Source organism: Novosphingobium mathurense, assembly GCF_900168325.1.
In the GTDB taxonomy this organism is placed as follows: Bacteria; Pseudomonadota; Alphaproteobacteria; order Sphingomonadales; family Sphingomonadaceae; genus Novosphingobium; species Novosphingobium mathurense.
In genome coordinates, this window is the sequence record NZ_FVZE01000001.1 from 207,640 (window position 1) to 224,997 (window position 17,358).

The window sequence follows — 17,358 nt, forward strand, 5'->3', positions numbered from 1 at the left end:
GTCGCCCGCTCGCTTTGCTTTCAGGGTGAGTGGATCAGCCTTCCGAGCCGCAGTTCGCGAGGATGTCGGCGGCCAGTTCCTCGAGACGCAGTTCGCTGTCGACCGCACCGGCTTCGACCGCCGCTGCCGGAGCCTGCGGGACGGTGGCGGTGTTGCGGTCCTGGGCAAGGGTGCGGCAGCCCGCGGCCTGAAGCAGCTTGAGACCCTTCGCGCCGTCTTCGCCCATGCCGGTCAGCACGGCGCCGATGGCAGGCATCGAAGCGCGCGCGATCGAGCCGAACAGCAGCGTTGCCGAAGGACGGAAACCTTCGACCGGATCGCGCTCGACAAGGCGCAGCCTGGCCGGAGCGCCGGGTTCGACGATCACGTGCTTGCCCGGATCGGAAGCGATGTAGACCGTGCCCGAGCTCAGTTCAGCGCCATCGGCAGCCGCTTTGACCGCACAGGGGAAGTCCTTGTTGGCACGGTCGATGAACATCTGCGCCAGTGCCGGTTCGGTCTGCAGGATGATCACGGTCGGGGGGCAGTTCTTGGGATAGCGCGAGAGCACTTCGGTCAGTGCATCGACGCCGCCCATCGACGCGCTGAAGGCCGCGATCTTGCCGTTGCTGACGTAGCCGCCGCCGGCTTCGGCCTCGGCCTCGGCCTTGGGGCCGCGATTGCGCGGCTTGTCGCGCACGTTCGAATTCGCCGCGGCAAGCACGATCTTGCCAAGTTTGCCCACCGTCTTGGCGAACTGCTCCGGCGTCGCCTTGAGCGGCTTGGGGAAGCATTCCACCGCGCCCAGTTCGAAAGCCTTGAGCGAGGTTTCGGTACCGCTCTGGGTAAGGCTGGACAGCATGACAACCGGCAGCGGGTTGGTGGTCATGATCTCTTCGAGGAATTCGATGCCGCTCATCCCGGGCATCTCGACGTCGAGCGTTACCACGTTCGGCATCAGTTCTGCGATCTGGTCGCGGGCCTCGGCGGCATTGGCGGCCGTGCCGACGACGCGAATGTTCTTCGTCTGCTCGAGAACATCGCAAAACAGGGCGCGCATAGCCGCTGAATCGTCGACTACCAGTACGCGGGCGTCATGCATGAGGGAGAAACCTTCTCGCTGAATAGTGAATATCGATTGCCTGTGCTGGATACCACTAATTCAGCGATCAAAATCCTTAACCAATCTACGGACATCGCCTGAGTTGGTAGCAAACGAGGTTTTGGCAAGGCGCCGTGTAGCGTGGCCTTCGTCAGTGGTTCGCAGACGATTTTTCGGCTCGATCGGAAGGTCATCGCGTTGCCCTAAGTTAACGATCTGGACGCGTGGAATTGGGCAGGTGGAGTGCCCGAATGACCGTCTCCTGACCGTTTCCCTAAGGATAACTGCGTAGGACCAGTGACATAGTGACGGAAAGGCTGTGGTCGTATTCAGCGACCAACTGTTGGGGGCACAATGAACAGCATTATCTTGCCGGCGCGCTGTGACCGCGCCGCTGCCGAAGCGATATGGCCGGAACTGGTTGCGGCAATGGGCGATGGCCCGACCGCGATCGACGGTTCGGGTGTGGAGCACGTCGGCCAGGCGGTGCTCCAGCTCCTCGTGTCCGCGCGCCGCAGCGATGGCGGAGCGACAATCACGCCGTCCCCGGCACTTCTCGATGCGGCCCAGCTGACCGGCCTGACCTCGGAACTCTTCGAAGAGAGCAAATTATGAGCCCTGAAGAAATCCAACAGATCTTCTTTGCCGAGTGCGAGGAATCGCTGGCGGCCGCGGAAAGCGGCCTCGCGGCCTGTCAGGCTGGAACGCAGGATGCCGATACCGTCAATGCCGTCTTCCGCGCGGTTCACTCGATCAAGGGCGGTGCGGGGGCTTTCGGCTACGTAGCGCTTCAGGCCTATACCCATACGTTCGAGACACTGCTGTCTGATGTTCGCGAAGGGCTGGTGGCGATCGAAAGCAAGCTCGTCGACCTGCTGCTCCGTGCGCTCGATACGCTCTCTGACCACGTAGAGGCGGCGCGTGAAGGCGGCGATGCGCCTGCCGACGCGGCGCTGATCAGCGAAATGGAAGCGTCCATGGCAGCCAATGCCGGCGGTGCTTCCGAAGCGGTCGAGCAAGCCCCGGCCGAGCCGGAAGTGAGCGAACCGGCTTCGTATGATTCGGACGCCGAAAGCAGTTCCGACTACGAACTCGATCTCGATGCGCTGCTCGACGATCTAACCGCAGGCTTTGACCCGGCTCCGGCCAAGGCAGCCGAAGCGGCGCCGGAAAAGCGTTGGAAGGTCCACCTTCGTCCGCACTCGGGCGCCATGCGCAATGGCAGCGAGCCGCTGCTGATGGTGCGCGAGATCGCCAGCCTCGGCGGCGAATGCGTGCATTGCGACATCTCGCAGGTTCCGCCGCTCGATGCTTTCGATCCGGCGCAGGGTTATCTGGGCTGGACGTTCTCGATGCCCGAGGCGGCCAGCGAGGATTCGGTTCGCGAGATATTCGATTTCATCGGTGACGACTGCGCGCTCGCATTCGGCGATGATGCAGAAATTCCCGAGGTGATCATCGTAGCCGCGGCCCCCAAGCCCGTGCCTGCACCGGTTGCGCCTGTGCCCGTGAGTGAACCGAAGGCCGCGACCCCGCAAGCTTCAGCGCCCGTCGCTGCCGCTCCGCAGCCCGCACCGTCTCCGGTTCAGGAACCGCCTGCCGATGCCGCCGCGAAGGCTGCACCGGGTGCTCCCCCGGCACCCCCGGCAGGTGGGCAATCGATTCGCATCGATCTGTTCAAGCTCGACCGCCTGATCGACCTCGTCGGCGAACTCGTGATTGCGCAGGCCATGCTCGTTCAGCGCCTTGGCGCCAACGGTATCACCGCGAACGAGGAGCTTTCGCTGCTCGAGACGCTGACCCGCGACATCCAGGAAAGCGCGATGTCGATTCGCGCGCAGCCGATCTCGAGCGTCTTCAGCCGGGTGCCGCGCATCCTGCGCGAACTGGCGTCCTCGACCGGTAAACACGTCAAGCTCGACGTCATCGGTGAGACGACCGAACTCGACAAGACGGTGATCGAACGCCTCGGTGAACCGCTCACACACCTCATCCGCAATGCCGTCGACCATGGCATCGAGAGCGCCGAGGATCGTATCGCCGCAGGCAAGGCGCCGGAAGGTACCCTCACGCTTTCGGCCGAGCACCGCTCGGGCCGCATCCTCATTTCGATCGCCGACGACGGCGCGGGCATCAACCGCGAACGCGTGCTGGCCAAGGCCGTGGAGAAGGGCATCGTCAGCGCGGATGCGCAGCTGACTGCCGAGGAAATCGACAACCTCATCTTCGCGCCCGGCTTCTCGACCGCGCAGACCGTTTCCAACATTTCCGGCCGCGGTGTCGGCATGGACGTGGTGCGCCAGAACGTTAAGGATCTGGGCGGTCGCATCACCATCGACAGCACACCGGGCAAGGGCACGACCTTCATCCTGACCCTGCCGCTCACTCTGGCGATCTCGGACGGCATGATCGTCAACGTCGGCGACCAGACCCTCGTGGTTCCGCTTGCCAGTGTGGTCGAAAGCCTGCGTCCGGGCGATGGCGAAGTGCAGGGGCTGGGCTCCAACCGCAACATGCTCAACGTGCGCGGACGCTTCATTCCGATCGTGTCTCTGCGTTCGGCGCTGGGCGCTTCGAGCGGAGCGCTGACGCCGGATGAGGGCGTCCTGATCGTCGTCGATACCGAAAGCACCGGCCAGGCCGCGCTGCTGGTCGATGAAATTCAGGACCAGCGCCAGTTCGTCATCAAGAGCCTGGCCACCAACTTTCGCGCGGTCGATGGCGTTGCCGGCGCGACCATCCTCGGTGACGGGCGCGTGGCGCTCATCGTCGATGTGGATGGCCTCGTCTCAAATGCCGCTCCGGGCCAGGAGCGTCAGGCTGCATGAGCGCGTCGCCCGCCACGACCGAGCCGATTCCCGGCGTCAGCCCGGACATCTACAGTGCGGCCGATTTCCAGGCCGTATCCGAGATCGTCTACCGGGCCGTCGGCATCGTGCTTCAGCAGGGCAAGGCGATGCTCGTCTATTCGCGCCTCGCTCCGCTGGTGCGGCAGGCCGGTTGCGTCACGTTCTCCCGCTACATCGAACTGATGCGCTCGGATGCGGAGGAACTGAACCGGGCCGTGGCGTCGCTGACAACCAATCACACCTTCTTCTACCGCGAGGCGCATCACTTCGAGCACTTGCGGCGCGAGGCACGTCCTCACCTGCTGGCCAAGCTCGAGAATAAGCAGCCGGTGCGGCTGTGGTCGGCGGGATGTTCCAGCGGGGAGGAGACCTGGTCGATGGTCATGACCCTGCTCGGTCCAGAACGGCAGGTGGGCCTCAACATGATGCGCAGTGACCTTCGCATTCTTGCCAGCGATGTCGCGCCCCATGCGATCGCGAAGGCAGACGCAGGAATTTATAGCGACAAGGAAGTGCAGCCGGTGCCCGAGGACTTGCGCAAGGCGTGGGCCCGCAGCGAGGGCGGCAACGTGTCGATGTCGGACGCGATCCGCTCGATCGTGCGTTTCCGCCTGCTCAATCTGCTGGGCGACTGGCCGATGAAGGGCCGGTTCGACGTCATTTTCTGCCGGAACGTCATGATCTATTTCGACAATCCAACCAAGGAGCGCCTGGTGCAGCGTTTCGTTGATGCCCTCGTCCCTGGCGGTTTCCTCTACATCGGTCATTCCGAACGCGTGACGGGGCCGGCTCAGCGCCAGCTCGATCTGGTTGGGCCGACGATCTACCAGAGGAGCGCCGCATGACGATCCGGGTTCTCATCGTCGACGATTCCGCGACCATGCGCGCGATCCTGATGTCGCGCCTGCGCCAGCAGCCGGACATCGAAGTGGTCGGCGCGGCTTCGAATGCCGCCGAAGGGCGGGCCATGATCAAGAGTCTCGACCCCGACGTCGTGACGCTGGACATCGAGATGCCGGGCATGAACGGTCTCGACTTCCTGGAGAAGATCATGACCTTGCGTCCCACTCCTGTGATCATCGTCTCGGGCGCCACGCGCGAAGGCAATGAGGTCACGGCTCGCGCGCTCGCGCTGGGGGCTGTCGATTGCTACTCGAAGTACGATCCGAGCGGGAAACTGGCATTCGAGGACAGCGGTCGCCTGGCCGGTATGATCCGTCAGGCCGCACAGATATCCTACGAAAAGCCCGGCAAGCCCGCCTCGGTCACGCCGGCTGCAGGCAGCAAGGCGATCCGGCGCGATGCCCGGCTGATCGCGGTCGGCTCATCCACCGGCGGGGTCGAGGCGCTGCAGGTCCTTCTGCGCGACTTCCCGGAGGACTGCCCGCCCACAGTCATCGTCCAGCACGTCAATCCGCGCTTCGCCCCGGCGATCGCGCGCACGCTCGATCAGGTCTGCCCGGCGAAGGTCGGCGTGGCGGTGCACGACATGCCGCTGCGGCAGGGTCACGTCTATCTCGCAGCCGAAGGCGATCATCACCTTCTGGTGAAGGGCACCGACGTGCTCTACGCCAAGTTACGCAAGGGCGAGCCGATTTCCGGGCATGTGCCCAGCGTCGATGCCCTGTTTCACTCGGTCGCCCAGTATGTCGGCGCCGAAGCGGTGGGCATCCTGCTGACCGGGATGGGCCAGGACGGTGCGAAAGGCCTGCTCGCGATGAGCCAGGCGGGTGCACACACCGTCGTTCAGGACGAGAGCACCTGCATCGTCTTCGGCATGCCGCGCGCGGCCATTTCGCTGGGCGCGGCGCGTGTCGTCGCTCCGATCAACCGTATTGCGCATCACGCGCTCAGCATGGCGGCCTGACGATCATGAACACGATCATCACCAGTGGAGCCACTGTGCGACTCACCGTCCTGCAGGGCCAGTTCAAGATCAGTGCGGGACCGCGCGTCGAACTCAGCACGGTGCTGGGAAGCTGCGTGGCCACCTGCCTCTACGATCCCGAAATCGAACTGGGCGGCATGAATCATTTCCTCCTGCCCGAGCCGCCTTCCGGCCGAAGTCCGGGCGAGGTGGACGTCCATTACGGCGTTTACCTCATGGAAATGCTGATCAACGAAATGCTGTCCTACGGCGCACACAAGAACCGTTTGCGGGCGCATCTCTACGGCGGCGCGAACATTCGCGCCGGCATGCAGCAGATCGGTACCGCAAATGCCGAATTTGCCCGCAGTTTTCTCAGGAGCGAGCGCATCGAACTGGTGCGCGAGGACTTGGGCGGCGCCAATGCGCGCCGTGTCGATTTCCGCCCGGCATCCGGAAAGGTCCGCTGCCGTACCGTCGCCTCCTCGGATGCACCCGAGGTCCAGGCACCACCCATGATCCGCCAGGCACCGCGTGGCGAAGTCGAACTGTTCTGAAGAAGTGAGGCATTTGATGTCCAGGACAACCAGAGTTCTAACCGTTGATGACAGTGCCTCGATGCGCGCGCTGCTCAATCACGCCCTGTCCACCAACGGCTTCGAGGTTTCGCAGGCCGACGACGGCGTCTCCGCGCTGGAATGGCTGGCGGTGAATGAGGTCGATGTCGTGATTACCGACATCAACATGCCGCGCCTCGACGGCTTCGGCCTGATCGAGCAGGTACGCGGCGGCACCCGTCATCGCGATCGCCCGATCCTGGTGCTGACCACCGAAAGCTCCGACGAAAAGAAGGCGCGTGCCCGCGCCGCCGGTGCGACCGGCTGGATCGTCAAGCCTTTCGACACCGACAAGCTTGTCGCGGCCGTGCGCCGCGTCGCCCACTGATCCGGCCCGGCAGGGTCATCGTTCAAAGCGAGGATGAGTTCATGCAACGCGAACTGATCACTTTCCAAGTCTCCGGCCAGGTCTTTGCGCTGGATATCATGCAGATCCGCGAAATCCGCGCGTGGAGCCCGGTTACGCCGATGCCCCGGGTGCCCAGCTACGTCGCGGGCGTCGTCAACCTGCGCGGCACCGTGCTGCCGGTCGTCGACCTGGCCGCGCGCCTGGGCTGGGCCGCCACGGAAGCGACGCCGCGCCACGCGATCATCGTGTGCCACGTCAATGGGCAGGCGCAGGGCCTTATCGTCGAGTCGGTCAGCGACATCGTTACCTTCGACAGCGAGACCCTGCAGGCGCCGCCATCTACCGGTAACGACAGCGTCGTGCCGTTCCTCGAGGGGCTTGCAGCCATCGACGACAACATGGTCATGGTTCTCGATCTCCAGGCGCTCAGCTCCGCCGAAGACGGCCTGATGGCAGCCTGAGAGGCACAATGCACCACGAACCCAAGTTCCTGGCGATGGCCGAGGTCCTCAACGAGCTCGGCAGTGAAGTGGAAGCGCTCGGTGAAGTCTTCTGCCGGGATGCGGCCTTTGCGGGCAGGCACATGCGCGAACTCCAGGCGATCGATCTGATTGCCCAGAAGCAGCGCGTGCTGGCCTCGATCCTGACGGCGGGGTTCAGCGAACAGGAGATGCGGCGCATCAGTCTCGATGCGCTGCGTTCCCGCTTCTGCGGCTTCCTCGAGGACGAGGATAGCACCCCTGGCACTGTTGCCGACAAGGGGCATACCGGCGAGGCCAGCCTCTGGGACTGAGGCTAGGCCGCCCGTAGGGGGCTGGCGCAATCGACTGGTCGGACTTGCGGGGGGGCGACGCGGGCCCTAGTCCGTGTCCATGACCGATGACCGTCGCCACGCGCCTGCCACCGCCCGCAATCGCGATCCAATCCTTGCTGTTCTGCGCGAAGCGTTGCCGGGCAGGGGACTGGTGCTCGAGATTGCGAGCGGGACCGGAGAGCACGCCGTGCACTTCGCCCGCGCACTTCCCGACATCACCTGGCAGCCGAGCGATCCGGATGCCGACGCACGGGCTTCGATTGCGTCATGGCGCGAGGCGGAAGGCGCCTTCAATCTGCGCGCGCCGCTGGAACTCGATGCCGCCGCCGTCTTTTGGCCGGTCGAGCGCGTCGATGCGATCGTGTGCATCAACATGATCCATATCAGTCCCTGGGAATCGACTCTGGGCCTGATGGCGGGAGCAGGGCGGACGCTGCCTGCCGGCGCTCCGCTCATTCTCTATGGACCGTTCCGACGTGAGGGCCATCCTCTCGAGCCCAGCAACGCCGAGTTCGATCTCAGCCTCAAGGACCGCGATCCGCGCTGGGGGCTGCGCCAGCTAGAGGAAGTGAGCGCAGTTGCCGATAGCGAGGGCCTGGCCTTCGAGCGCTATGTGGAAATGCCGGCCAACAATCTTTGTGTCATTTACCGTCGGCGCTGAAGCTGCGGCGCGTCAGGCGCGGCAGGACGATGAACTGGCCGATCGCGCGGACGACGAAGAACAGCGTGAAGGCCAGCCACAGGCCATGGTTGCCCAGAGGATGGAGCAGCCAGATCAGGATGCCGTAAACCGCCATGGCCACGGCCATCGTGCCCAGCATCGCGCGGGTCCATCCTGCGCCGACGAACACGCCGTCGAGCACGAATGAAGCGACGCCCAGTAACGGCAGCAGCGCCACCCAGAAGACATAGGTCCCGGTCTCGGCGATGACCGCACTGTCGGTGCTGAAGCGAGCCGCCAGCCATGCTCCCCCCAGCAGGTAGGCCAGGCTCAGGACAATTCCGGTCACGCCGCCCCAGATCAGGGCGTTGCGCACGGTGGCGGTGAAGCGATTGCGGTCGCGTGCCCCCAAAGCTTCGCCGCAGAGGACCTGCGACGCATTCTCGAATCCGTCGAGCAGCAGGGTGGAGAGCATGAAGAGCTGGAACAGGATGCCGTTGCCGGCCAGCGTGACGGCACCCTGCTGGGCACCGCTGCGCGCGAAGATGAGAATCGCTGCATTGAGGAGAAGGGTGCGCGCGAACAGGTCACGGTTGAGTGCGAAGAGGCGCACCAGCGCATGGCGCCGCCAGGTCATGCGGCGGGCGAAGGCAGCCCAGGCCTCGCGTGATGCGGGTTGGCGCAGGACGATGGCTGCCAGAAGCGCGAACTTGAGAGCTTCCGAACTCAACGTGGCAGTTGCGACACCGGCCACGCCCCACTTGGCGACGAGCACGAGCAGCAGATCGAGCGCGATGTGAACCGCATTGGCGATGATCTCGACGACGAGGATCTGCCGCACCAGTCGCTGCCCGATCAGCCATCCCACCAGCACGCAGTTGGCCAGCCAGATCGGCCCGGCCCAGTAGCGGATCGCAATATAGTCGCGGGCGCCTTCACGGACCTGTCCCGAGGCTTGGAGAAGATCCAGGCCGAGCGGGACCGTTACATGCATGGTAGCAAGGAGCAGGGCCCCGATGCCGAGCGAAACGGTGAGTGCGCGCACGAGCGTTTCGGCCTGCTCGCCGCTGTCGCGCCGTCCCGCGCTCTGCGCCGTCAGCGCGACGGTGCTGGTGCGCAGGAAATTGAAGATGTTGAGCAGCGCCATCATGTACTTCGCGCCGAGTTCGACAGCCCCTTGCGCCGGAGCGTCGCCAAGGCGCCCGATCGCCCACATATCGGCAAGCCCGAAGAGCGCCGTCGCGATGTTGGTCAGCATCGCCGGCAGGGCGATCGTCCAGAGCAGACGCGTCGTGCTGGCTTCCGGTGCAACGGAGGGCGATGAATTTTTCGTCGTCACGCTAGACCCCCCAAGCCCTTCCGCCCCTGCCGGCGCCATCGTGAGCTGAGCCTAGCATGCTATGCGAGCCGAATCAGACAACGGTGTCATAAATCGCGATACAATGTTCGCAAATGCAGAAGATTCTAGGAATTTTATGCTGCATTTGCGCATCAAGCGATTCGTGGTCTGGGGTGGGACAAGAAAAATGCGCCCGAAGGCGCATGATTCTCTTGTACTTTTTAATGATCGGCGTTCTACTGCAACTGCGAGATATCGGCGCGCCGGAGAGTGACTTAACTCCCCCCGGCGCGCTCTCTCCCAACGCCGTTAAGGTCGAGTGCGACCTTTCCCGTTCATATTGCAGAAATTTATATGCCGCGCAAAGGTTGAATTGCACGAATTGCTGCGCAGCAACTTCGAACGGGCTGCGGTTTGGCCTCTTGAAGCGACCGCACCCCATTTCGTTGGCTTCCGTCCGATACTGTCGGATCAAGTCCTTGCAACGTTTCGCGAGACCTTCTGGCGTTAACCAGATTGCTCGGGATCGGATGTCGATGCCCTTTCCGTTGCGCCGGTCGGGTGAAAAGGTCCTCAAGGCAAGAGCCACCGTAAAAAAGAAGGCGGAGAGGGTGATGGCGAAAAGGATCGGGCAAGGAATCGGCAATCGGAATTCGGCGGCAAGTGAAACGCGGCCCGGTGGCGATCTGCTCGGGGCTGGTGTGGTCAGGTTGTTGGCGATGCAGGTCAGGTTCGGGCACAGCATTTACCGGATTGAGGTGCATCCGGGCAGGCGGCGCGGACCGGTTTAGGCAAGCGCCTGTCGCTTCTTCGTGGATCGGTGTGGGCCTTGGCGCGGCGAGCCTTTCGGATCGCGTACCGGGCATGGCGCCGGAGCCTGACCGGTCCGCGAAGTTGTTCAGATGGCAGCGACCCGTTGAAGCAGGCACTCGATGTCCTCGGGATGGGCAAGACCAGCACCGGCCCGCAAAACGGCAGCCGAACCGGATGCTAGTCCGAGTCGGAACGCCTCGGTATCGCTCTGCCCACTCGCTAGGGCGAAGACCATTCCGGCGACGAAGCTGTCCCCGGCGCCTACGGCACTGGCCGCCTCGATGGGGATGGCAGGCAGGGTGACGGTCCCTTCCTTGCGCGCAAGGATGGCGCCTTCATGGCCCATCGTCACCGCGACGAGACGGGCCTTTCCGGCTTCGACGATGCCCATGGCGGCTTCCTCGATGGCCTTCACGCCTTCAAGGGAGCGTCCAAGGTAGGACTGCAATTCCCCGAGGCTGGGCTTGAGCAAAGTGAGGCCGCCTGCCTCGATCCCCGCGGCGAGCGCTCTGCCCGAACTGTCGAGGACAATCTCTATCCCACGGGAGCGCAGCAGGCCCGAGATCCTGGCGTAGTAATCGTCCGGTACGCCCGGAGGAAGCGATCCGCTCAAGACCATGTAATCGCATTGGGCTTCGCCTAACTGTTCGAGGCAGGCGCGCCATTCGCCCTCGGCGATCTGCGGGCCCTTGGGCACGAAGCGATATTCCTTGCCCGTCTCGTGCTCGAACACGGCGGAGGCGATCCGCGTCGGCCCGGCAATGGAAATCCGGGTGCGCACCAGTTGATGGCGGTCGATCAGGCCGTCGAGCGCCGGCCCGGTCGCGCCGCCCGACAGGTAGTAGCAGCGCGCATTCCCACCGAGCCTGACGAAGACCCGCGCCACGTTGATGCCGCCGCCGCCCGGAGCGTACCACTCGTTGTCGGTGCGCATCTTGTGCGTGTGGCGCATCTGGCCGACGTCATAGGATACGTCGATGGTCGGATTCATCGTGAGCGTGGCGATGTTTTTCATCTCGCTGCCTCCTTGTCCTGCTGCTTGAGCAAACTCGCGCGGCTACCCTTCGGGGTCCATGCGTTCTGCCAAATTTGCAAGCCAATCAAGGGCGAAAGCCCCTGCGCCGGACTGGCGCAGGGAGTTCAGGCCGCGTCGCGTTGTCGGGTAACCGGTAGGGCGCAGGCGGGTTCGGCGCGGCCGAAGAGAAAGCCCTGTCCCTGTACGCAACCTTCGCTGCGCAAGTAGTCGCGTACGATTTCCCGCTCGATGCCTTCTGCGGCCACCGACAGCCCGAGGCTGCGGCCAAGCCCGATCACGGCGCGGATCACGGCGCGCGAATTGGTCTCCTCGTGCAGGCTGAGAACGAAGGATTTGTCGATCTTGATCTTGGTGAACGGGTAATTGAGCAGGTAGCTGAGAGAGGAATAGCCGGTTCCGAAATCGTCCAGCGAAATGCCGATGCCGAAGGCGCGCAGGTTGCGGATGATGGCAGCAGGGCGGGGCCCCTTTTCCATCAGCACAGCCTCGGTAATTTCCAGCTCGAGCCGTTCGGCGGGAAGGCCGGAAGCGGACAGGGCGTTGATGACCGTGCTCAGCAAGTTGCCGTTTCGGAACTGCAACGGCGAGACGTTGACCGACAGCTTCACGTGATCGGGCCATTGCATCGCCGTGGTGCAGGCGGTCTGCAGCACGAAGCGACCGACCTGGTCGATCAGGCCCATCTCCTCTGCCAGGGGGATGAATACGTCGGGCGAGACGCTGCCCCGCTCGGCGTGGTCCCAGCGCGCCAGCGCCTCATAGCATTCGATCGCGCCGGTTTCGAGATTGACCAGCGGCTGGTAATAGACATCGAGTTCGCCGTTGCGCACGGCCTTGCGGAAGTCCTTCTCCAGCCTGCTCTTTTCCTGCGCGGCATGGTCCATGCGCGCCTCGAAGCTGCGGCAGCTTCCGCGCCTTTCGCCTTTCGCTGCATAGAGCGCCAGGTCCGCGAACCGCAGCAGGGTTTCCGGATCGCTGCTGTCATACGGTGAACTGGCGAAGCCGATAGTGGCGCCGATGTGGATCATATTGCCCTTCACATAGAAGGGTTCCGACAACGTGGTAATGATGGAGCGGCCGACCAGTTCGGTCTGCGTCTGGCTGGAACGGCGGAAGATCACCGCGAATTCGTCTCCGCCGATTCGGCACAGCAGCGCATCGGGCGGGATCAGTTCGCGCATGCGCATGGCTGCCTCGGTGAGCAGCAGGTCACCGAACTGATGACCATATGTGTCGTTGACGGCCTTGAAGTGGTCGAGGTCGACAAGCGCGATGGATACCGTCTCGCCGCGCCGCGTACGGTTCAGGGCATCGCGCAAGTGCTCGCGGCAGTGCGCGCGGTTGGCAAGCCCGGTCAGTTCGTCGTGACGGGCCATGTGCGCCATGCGCTGCTCGATGCGGCGGCGTTCGGTGACGTCGAAGATCGAGACGATCGTGGCTGCATAGCCCTCCATCTGCGACAGGCGGGTGGAGATGACCGCTTCCGCCGCCTCGCCGTCGCGCCGGACCATCTGCCAGCAATCGTTGGTGTCCGGGCAGTCGGCCGCCAGCATCGCTTCCGCCTCTGCGCGGGTGGCGGGTGGGAAGAGGGCGGCAATCGGCATCCCTGCCATCTCGTGCGACTCATAGCCGAAGAAGGCGCAGGCCGTCTCGTTTGCCGAGCGGATCTGGCCGCTGTTCAGATCGCATACCAGCGTGGCGATGGGGTTGCGTTCGAAGAGCAGGCGGAAGGTCTCTTCCTTCTGCTTGAGTTCGGTGATGTCGACGCGGATGCCGATGGTCCCGCCATCGCCTGTCTTGCGCTCCTCGATCATGATGCAGCGACCGTTGGAGAGGCGTTGCTCGTGGCGGATGCCGGGCTTGTGCAGCAGGGACAGGCGGTGCGAGAGCCATTCCTCCTCGCGGCCGGTGGCCTCGGGATAATCGCCGCGCTCGACGCCGATGCGCAGGGTGTCCTCCAACCTCACGCCGGGTTCGAGCAGGTCTGCGGAGCGCGAATAGATTTCCGCGTACTGGCGGTTCCACAGGACGTATCGGCCTTCCGCGTCGAGGAAGACGATCCCCTCCGGCAAGACCTCGATCGCTTCACGCAGGCGTCGTTCCGCAAGCGAAGCCGCCTGCAGCGCATGCTCCAGCGAAGACTGTACCTGCTCTTGGGCAGGTTCGCCGCTTTGCACTTGGTAAACCCCCACAGTCCCTTGCACGACCCCAGTGCCGGGAACGCTATCTTCCAGAGGTTAATTTTCTCATCATAACAACAAGAAGGCAGGAATTGGCAGGCCGGATCGGCGGTTTCGCATCGGAAGTGCGCCAGATCGGAGGAATTACGGCACTTTTCCTGCACAAGTCATTCAACGCAAAAGAAATGGCCCGTCGCACGGGGGGCGACGGGCCAAGCTTTCCTCCCCAGGAAAACAATTCGGTGATTCGGCCGGTGCTTCGGGGCGCCGTGCCTTTGCTGCATCTCAGCGGCGGGCTGCGCTGCTCAGACGGTGATAGAGGTTGGAGTACTTCGAGGAGATCGGATCGTCCTCGTGAGCCCGGAGATAGAACAGGACCGCTTCCTGCAGTAGCTGGAAGTCCTGGGTCGAAAGCACGGCGCGCGAGCGAGCCGGTTCGCAAGTGGTGGTAGTAGTCATCACTGTACTCCTTTCATGTCGCTCGTGGGTGCGGACGGGCCCGCGAACTCGTTGCTTCACTGCCCTGTGCAGCGAACCTGGGTCCCTTGTGGCCGGGGAGGAGGCTTCCCCGGCCACAAGGAAGATCGGGGTGATCGCCTCAGGCGGCGAACTGGTTCATCGTGTTGTGCTCGCCACCGGCCTTGAGGGCCGCTTCACCGGCGAAGTATTCCTTGTGGTCGTCGCCGATGTCAGAGCCGGCCATGTTCTGGTGCTTGACGCAGGCGATACCCTGGCGGATTTCCTGGCGCTGGACGCCCTTGACGTAGCCGAGCATGCCCGCCTCGCCGAAGTATTCCCTGGCCAGGTTGTCGGTCGACAGGGCCGCGGTGTGATACGTCGGCAGGGTGATCAGGTGGTGGAAGATGCCCGCCTCGCGCGCCGCGTCCTTCTGGAAGGTGCGGATGCGCTCATCGGCTTCTGCCGCCAGATCGGTGCCGTCGTAGTCGACACTCATCAGCTTCGCCCGGTTATAGGCCGAAACGTCGCGCCCTTCCGCGTTCCAGGCGTCGAAGACCTGCTGGCGGAAGTTGAGCGTCCAGTTGAAGCTCGGCGAGTTGTTATAGACCAGCTTGGCATTCGGCATGACTTCGCGGATGCGCGAAACCATGCCGCCGATCTGGCCGATGTGCGGCTTTTCGGTCTCGATCCAGAGCAGGTCGGCACCGTTCTGCAGCGACTGGATGCAGTCCAGGACGCAGCGGTCCTCGCCGGTTCCGGGACGGAACTGGTAGAGGTTGCTCGGCAGGCGCTTGGGGCGCATGAGCTTGCCGTCGCGGCTGATCAGGACGTCACCGTGGCCAAGCGTAGCTGCATCGACCTCCTCGCAATCGAGGAACGCATTGTACTGGTCGCCGATATCGCCGGCTTCGCGAACGAAGGCGATTTGCTTGGTCAGACCAGCGCCGAGCGAGTCGGTGCGGGCAACGATGACGCCTTCGTCAACGCCCAGTTCCATGAAGGCGTAGCGAACCGCGCGGATCTTCGCGATGAAGTCCTCGTGCGGAACGGTGACCTTGCCGTCCTGGTGGCCGCACTGCTTTTCGTCCGAGACCTGGTTTTCGATCTGGATGCAGCAGGCGCCTGCCTCGATGAACTTCTTGGCGAGGAGGTAGGTGGCCTCCGCGTTGCCGAAGCCGGCATCGATGTCGGCGATGATCGGAACGACGTGCGTTTCGTAGTTGTCGATCGCGGTTTCAAGACGCCTGGCCTCCATCTCGTCTCCGGTGTTGCGGGCCTTGTCGAGTTCGCGGAACATCATGCCCAGTTCACGCGCATCGGCCTGCTTGAGGAAGGTGTAGAGTTCCTCGATGAGGGCCGGGACCGAGGTCTTCTCGTGCATCGACTGGTCGGGCAGCGGGCCGAACTCGCTGCGCAGCGCGGCAACCATCCAGCCCGAGAGGTAAAGGTAGCGGCGCTTGGTCGAACCGAAGTGCTTCTTGATGGAAATCATCTTCTGCTGACCGATGAAGCCGTGCCAGCAGCCCAGCGACTGGGTGTAGTTCGCGGGATCGGCGTCATAGGCGGCCATGTCCTCGCGCATGATGCGCGCGGTGTAGCGGGCGATGTCGAGGCCGGTGTTGAAGCGGTTCTGCAGGCGCATGCGAGCAACCGATTCGGGTTCGATACCGTTCCAGGTGGGCTCTGTGCCGATGGTGCGGCCCGCCTCGATGATCTTCTGCTGGTAGGTCATGATTCGCTGTTCCCGTGAGCAATGGTGTTGCCGTTCGATGGGTCTGAGCTAGGCAAGAATTGCGCGGCGGAAAACGGTCCGCGAAGTGTCGTTGTAAAACTTTACAGATTTTCGTTGTAAAGTTGTACAGACCTGACAATAATTGAACTTATGGCTGAAAATCGTCCCTTATACCTTGGTCCAAGGCTGCGCCGCCTGCGACGCGAACTGGGTCTGACACAGCAGGCGATGGCCGACGATCTGGAAATCTCGCCCAGCTACATCGCGCTGCTCGAACGTAACCAGCGGCCGGTCACGGCAGACATGTTGTTGCGTCTGGCGCGGACCTACCGTCTCGAAATCGGCGATCTCGCGAGCGAGGACGGCGCGGACTATGCGCGGCGGTTGGGCGATGTGCTGCGCGATCCGGTGTTCGACGACATAGATCTGCCGTCGCTCGAGGTGTCTGACCTGGCGATGAGCTTCCCGGGCGTGGCCGAGGCGCTTCTGCGGCTTCACGGGGCCTATACGCGCGAGCAGCAGGCCCTGGCCGAGCAGCGCGACGCAGGGCCGGGTCGACAGGACAGCGATCCGGTGCGTGAAGCGCAGCGCTTCTTTGCCAATTCGCGCAACTACTACCACGCGCTCGATACGCAGGCCGAAGAATTGGCCGGAGAGATCGACAAGGCCGGCGGGATGGAAAAGTGGCTCGGCACAAAGGGCGTGCGCGTGCGTTTCCTGCCTTCCGATGTGCTGATGGATGCGATGCGCCGCTTCGACCGCCACAACCAGCAACTGCTGATCGACGATTCGCTCGATGGGGCGAGCCGGACGTTCCAGCTGGCCACGCACATCGCGCATACGGCCATGCGCAGTACGATCATGCAGATCGTGCGCGAGCAGGAATTTGCCAGCAACACGACCGCGACGCTCGTGCGTCGGGCGCTGGCGGGATACGGCGCGGCGGCGATCGTCATGCCCTACCGCAAGTTTGCGCGGGCGGTAGAGGCGCGCAAGTACGACATCGCGGCGCTGGGCGGTCTGTTCGGTGCGAGTTTCGAGCAGGTGGCGCACCGCCTCACCACCATGCACCGGCCCGGAGAGGAACGGGTGCCGTTCTTCTTCATTCGCGTCGACGAAGCGGGCAATGTCTCCAAGCGGCTCGATGGCGCGGGATTTCCCTTCGCGGCACACGGGGGCGGATGCCCCTTGTGGAACGTGCACCAGGTCTTCCGGCGCCCCGGCGAGATCCAGACGCAGTGGCTCGAACTGCCGGACGGCCAGCGCTTCTTTTCGATCGCGCGCACCGTTACATCGGGCAGGGGGCGCTACGGTCGCCCGCAGGTTATGCGCGCGGTGGCGCTGGCCTGTGCAGCGGAAGAGGCCGGGCGCCTCGTCTATGCTGCCGGCGTGGCACCGAACGAGGCTCCCAGTACGCCGATCGGGGTGACCTGTCGGCTGTGCCACCGCGCCGAATGCGTGGCGCGAGCGGTTCCGCCAATCGGCCGGGACATCCTTGCCGACGATTACCGCCGCGCGGCCCAGCCCTATTCCTTCGCGGAAAGCTGAGTCTAAAAGGGCG

17 protein-coding genes are annotated in these 17,358 nt (G+C 63.8%); 10 read left to right on the top strand and 7 right to left on the bottom strand.

The features are described from left to right. Window positions 1-34: 34 nt before the first annotated feature. Window positions 35-1,081: a chemotaxis-specific protein-glutamate methyltransferase CheB gene (cheB, locus tag B5483_RS01065; RefSeq protein ID WP_079729222.1), complete on the bottom strand. Its 1,047-nt coding sequence runs from the start codon at window positions 1,079-1,081 to the stop codon at window positions 35-37. Between the two features lie 354 nt (window positions 1,082-1,435). Here cheB and B5483_RS01070 point away from each other — a divergent pair, with 354 nt between their 5' ends. From B5483_RS01070 to B5483_RS01110, 9 genes are all read left to right on the top strand, one after another. Next, entirely contained in the window at window positions 1,436-1,696 is a 261-nt protein-coding gene (locus tag B5483_RS01070) for an STAS domain-containing protein (RefSeq protein ID WP_054946754.1), read from the top strand. Further along, window positions 1,693-3,909, top strand: coding sequence for a chemotaxis protein CheA (locus B5483_RS01075; RefSeq protein ID WP_054946755.1), 2,217 nt, complete (start codon window positions 1,693-1,695; stop codon window positions 3,907-3,909). Before B5483_RS01070 ends, B5483_RS01075 begins: the two co-directional genes overlap by 4 nt. After that, window positions 3,906-4,775, top strand: coding sequence for a CheR family methyltransferase (locus B5483_RS01080; protein ID WP_054946756.1), 870 nt, complete (start codon window positions 3,906-3,908; stop codon window positions 4,773-4,775). Before B5483_RS01075 ends, B5483_RS01080 begins: the two co-directional genes overlap by 4 nt. Beyond that, window positions 4,772-5,797 (top strand): protein-glutamate methylesterase/protein-glutamine glutaminase, encoded by a 1,026-nt coding sequence (locus tag B5483_RS01085; protein WP_054946757.1) that lies wholly within the window; start codon window positions 4,772-4,774, stop codon window positions 5,795-5,797. Before B5483_RS01080 ends, B5483_RS01085 begins: the two co-directional genes overlap by 4 nt. A 5-nt stretch (window positions 5,798-5,802) precedes the next feature. Next, complete coding sequence (locus B5483_RS01090; RefSeq protein WP_054946758.1) at window positions 5,803-6,354, top strand: chemotaxis protein CheD; 552 nt, start codon at window positions 5,803-5,805, stop codon at window positions 6,352-6,354. A gap of 16 nt (window positions 6,355-6,370) precedes the next feature. Continuing rightward, window positions 6,371-6,742, top strand: a complete 372-nt coding sequence (locus tag B5483_RS01095; RefSeq protein WP_013833019.1) for a response regulator — start codon at window positions 6,371-6,373, stop codon at window positions 6,740-6,742. 41 nt (window positions 6,743-6,783) lie between these two features. Next, window positions 6,784-7,224, top strand: coding sequence for a chemotaxis protein CheW (locus tag B5483_RS01100; protein WP_054946759.1), 441 nt, complete (start codon window positions 6,784-6,786; stop codon window positions 7,222-7,224). Between the two features lie 8 nt (window positions 7,225-7,232). Beyond that, window positions 7,233-7,556, top strand: a complete 324-nt coding sequence (locus B5483_RS01105) for a hypothetical protein (RefSeq protein WP_079729223.1) — start codon at window positions 7,233-7,235, stop codon at window positions 7,554-7,556. A gap of 79 nt (window positions 7,557-7,635) precedes the next feature. Next, window positions 7,636-8,238, top strand: a complete 603-nt coding sequence (locus B5483_RS01110) for a DUF938 domain-containing protein (protein WP_054946761.1) — start codon at window positions 7,636-7,638, stop codon at window positions 8,236-8,238. Here the strand turns inward: B5483_RS01110 and B5483_RS01115 are convergent. The 6 genes from B5483_RS01115 to B5483_RS01135 form a co-directional block, all read right to left on the bottom strand. Further along, window positions 8,219-9,577 carry an MATE family efflux transporter gene (locus B5483_RS01115; RefSeq protein ID WP_079729224.1) on the bottom strand — a complete coding sequence of 453 codons (1,359 nt, stop codon included), beginning with the start codon at window positions 9,575-9,577 and terminating at the stop codon, window positions 8,219-8,221. The genes B5483_RS01110 and B5483_RS01115 overlap by 20 nt on opposite strands. A gap of 73 nt (window positions 9,578-9,650) precedes the next feature. After that, complete coding sequence (locus B5483_RS22750; RefSeq protein WP_139383885.1) at window positions 9,651-10,322, bottom strand: hypothetical protein; 672 nt, start codon at window positions 10,320-10,322, stop codon at window positions 9,651-9,653. A 153-nt stretch (window positions 10,323-10,475) separates the two neighbouring features. Further along, window positions 10,476-11,405, bottom strand: coding sequence for a 1-phosphofructokinase family hexose kinase (locus B5483_RS01125; RefSeq protein WP_079729226.1), 930 nt, complete (start codon window positions 11,403-11,405; stop codon window positions 10,476-10,478). 125 nt (window positions 11,406-11,530) lie between these two features. Then, window positions 11,531-13,603 carry a putative bifunctional diguanylate cyclase/phosphodiesterase gene (locus B5483_RS01130; RefSeq protein ID WP_079729227.1) on the bottom strand — a complete coding sequence of 691 codons (2,073 nt, stop codon included), beginning with the start codon at window positions 13,601-13,603 and terminating at the stop codon, window positions 11,531-11,533. A 288-nt stretch (window positions 13,604-13,891) separates the two neighbouring features. Beyond that, window positions 13,892-14,065, bottom strand: a complete 174-nt coding sequence (locus B5483_RS23080) for a hypothetical protein (protein ID WP_173364728.1) — start codon at window positions 14,063-14,065, stop codon at window positions 13,892-13,894. Between the two features lie 139 nt (window positions 14,066-14,204). Continuing rightward, window positions 14,205-15,797, bottom strand: coding sequence for an isocitrate lyase (locus B5483_RS01135; protein ID WP_054946765.1), 1,593 nt, complete (start codon window positions 15,795-15,797; stop codon window positions 14,205-14,207). Between the two features lie 150 nt (window positions 15,798-15,947). On the opposite strand from B5483_RS01135, the gene B5483_RS01140 reads away from it, so the two are divergent. Then, window positions 15,948-17,345, top strand: coding sequence for a helix-turn-helix domain-containing protein (locus B5483_RS01140; RefSeq protein WP_054946766.1), 1,398 nt, complete (start codon window positions 15,948-15,950; stop codon window positions 17,343-17,345). The last annotated feature ends 13 nt before the right edge of the window (window positions 17,346-17,358 follow it).

What these genes read in the sequence shown, in the direction of transcription:
- cheB (WP_079729222.1), bottom strand. Translation starts at nt 1,081, where the DNA reads ATGCATGACGCCCGCGTACTGGTAGTCGACGATTCAGCGGCTATGCGC.
- B5483_RS23080 (WP_173364728.1), bottom strand. Translation starts at nt 14,065, where the DNA reads ATGACTACTACCACCACTTGCGAACCGGCTCGCTCGCGCGCCGTGCTT.
- B5483_RS01110 (WP_054946761.1), top strand. Translation starts at nt 7,636, where the DNA reads ATGACCGATGACCGTCGCCACGCGCCTGCCACCGCCCGCAATCGCGAT.
- B5483_RS01140 (WP_054946766.1), top strand. Translation starts at nt 15,948, where the DNA reads ATGGCTGAAAATCGTCCCTTATACCTTGGTCCAAGGCTGCGCCGCCTG.
- B5483_RS01105 (WP_079729223.1), top strand. Translation starts at nt 7,233, where the DNA reads ATGCACCACGAACCCAAGTTCCTGGCGATGGCCGAGGTCCTCAACGAG.
- B5483_RS01125 (WP_079729226.1), bottom strand. Translation starts at nt 11,405, where the DNA reads ATGAAAAACATCGCCACGCTCACGATGAATCCGACCATCGACGTATCC.
- B5483_RS01090 (WP_054946758.1), top strand. Translation starts at nt 5,803, where the DNA reads ATGAACACGATCATCACCAGTGGAGCCACTGTGCGACTCACCGTCCTG.
- B5483_RS01100 (WP_054946759.1), top strand. Translation starts at nt 6,784, where the DNA reads ATGCAACGCGAACTGATCACTTTCCAAGTCTCCGGCCAGGTCTTTGCG.
- B5483_RS01075 (WP_054946755.1), top strand. Translation starts at nt 1,693, where the DNA reads ATGAGCCCTGAAGAAATCCAACAGATCTTCTTTGCCGAGTGCGAGGAA.
- B5483_RS01080 (WP_054946756.1), top strand. Translation starts at nt 3,906, where the DNA reads ATGAGCGCGTCGCCCGCCACGACCGAGCCGATTCCCGGCGTCAGCCCG.
- B5483_RS01070 (WP_054946754.1), top strand. Translation starts at nt 1,436, where the DNA reads ATGAACAGCATTATCTTGCCGGCGCGCTGTGACCGCGCCGCTGCCGAA.
- B5483_RS22750 (WP_139383885.1), bottom strand. Translation starts at nt 10,322, where the DNA reads ATGCTGTGCCCGAACCTGACCTGCATCGCCAACAACCTGACCACACCA.
- B5483_RS01135 (WP_054946765.1), bottom strand. Translation starts at nt 15,797, where the DNA reads ATGACCTACCAGCAGAAGATCATCGAGGCGGGCCGCACCATCGGCACA.
- B5483_RS01085 (WP_054946757.1), top strand. Translation starts at nt 4,772, where the DNA reads ATGACGATCCGGGTTCTCATCGTCGACGATTCCGCGACCATGCGCGCG.
- B5483_RS01095 (WP_013833019.1), top strand. Translation starts at nt 6,371, where the DNA reads ATGTCCAGGACAACCAGAGTTCTAACCGTTGATGACAGTGCCTCGATG.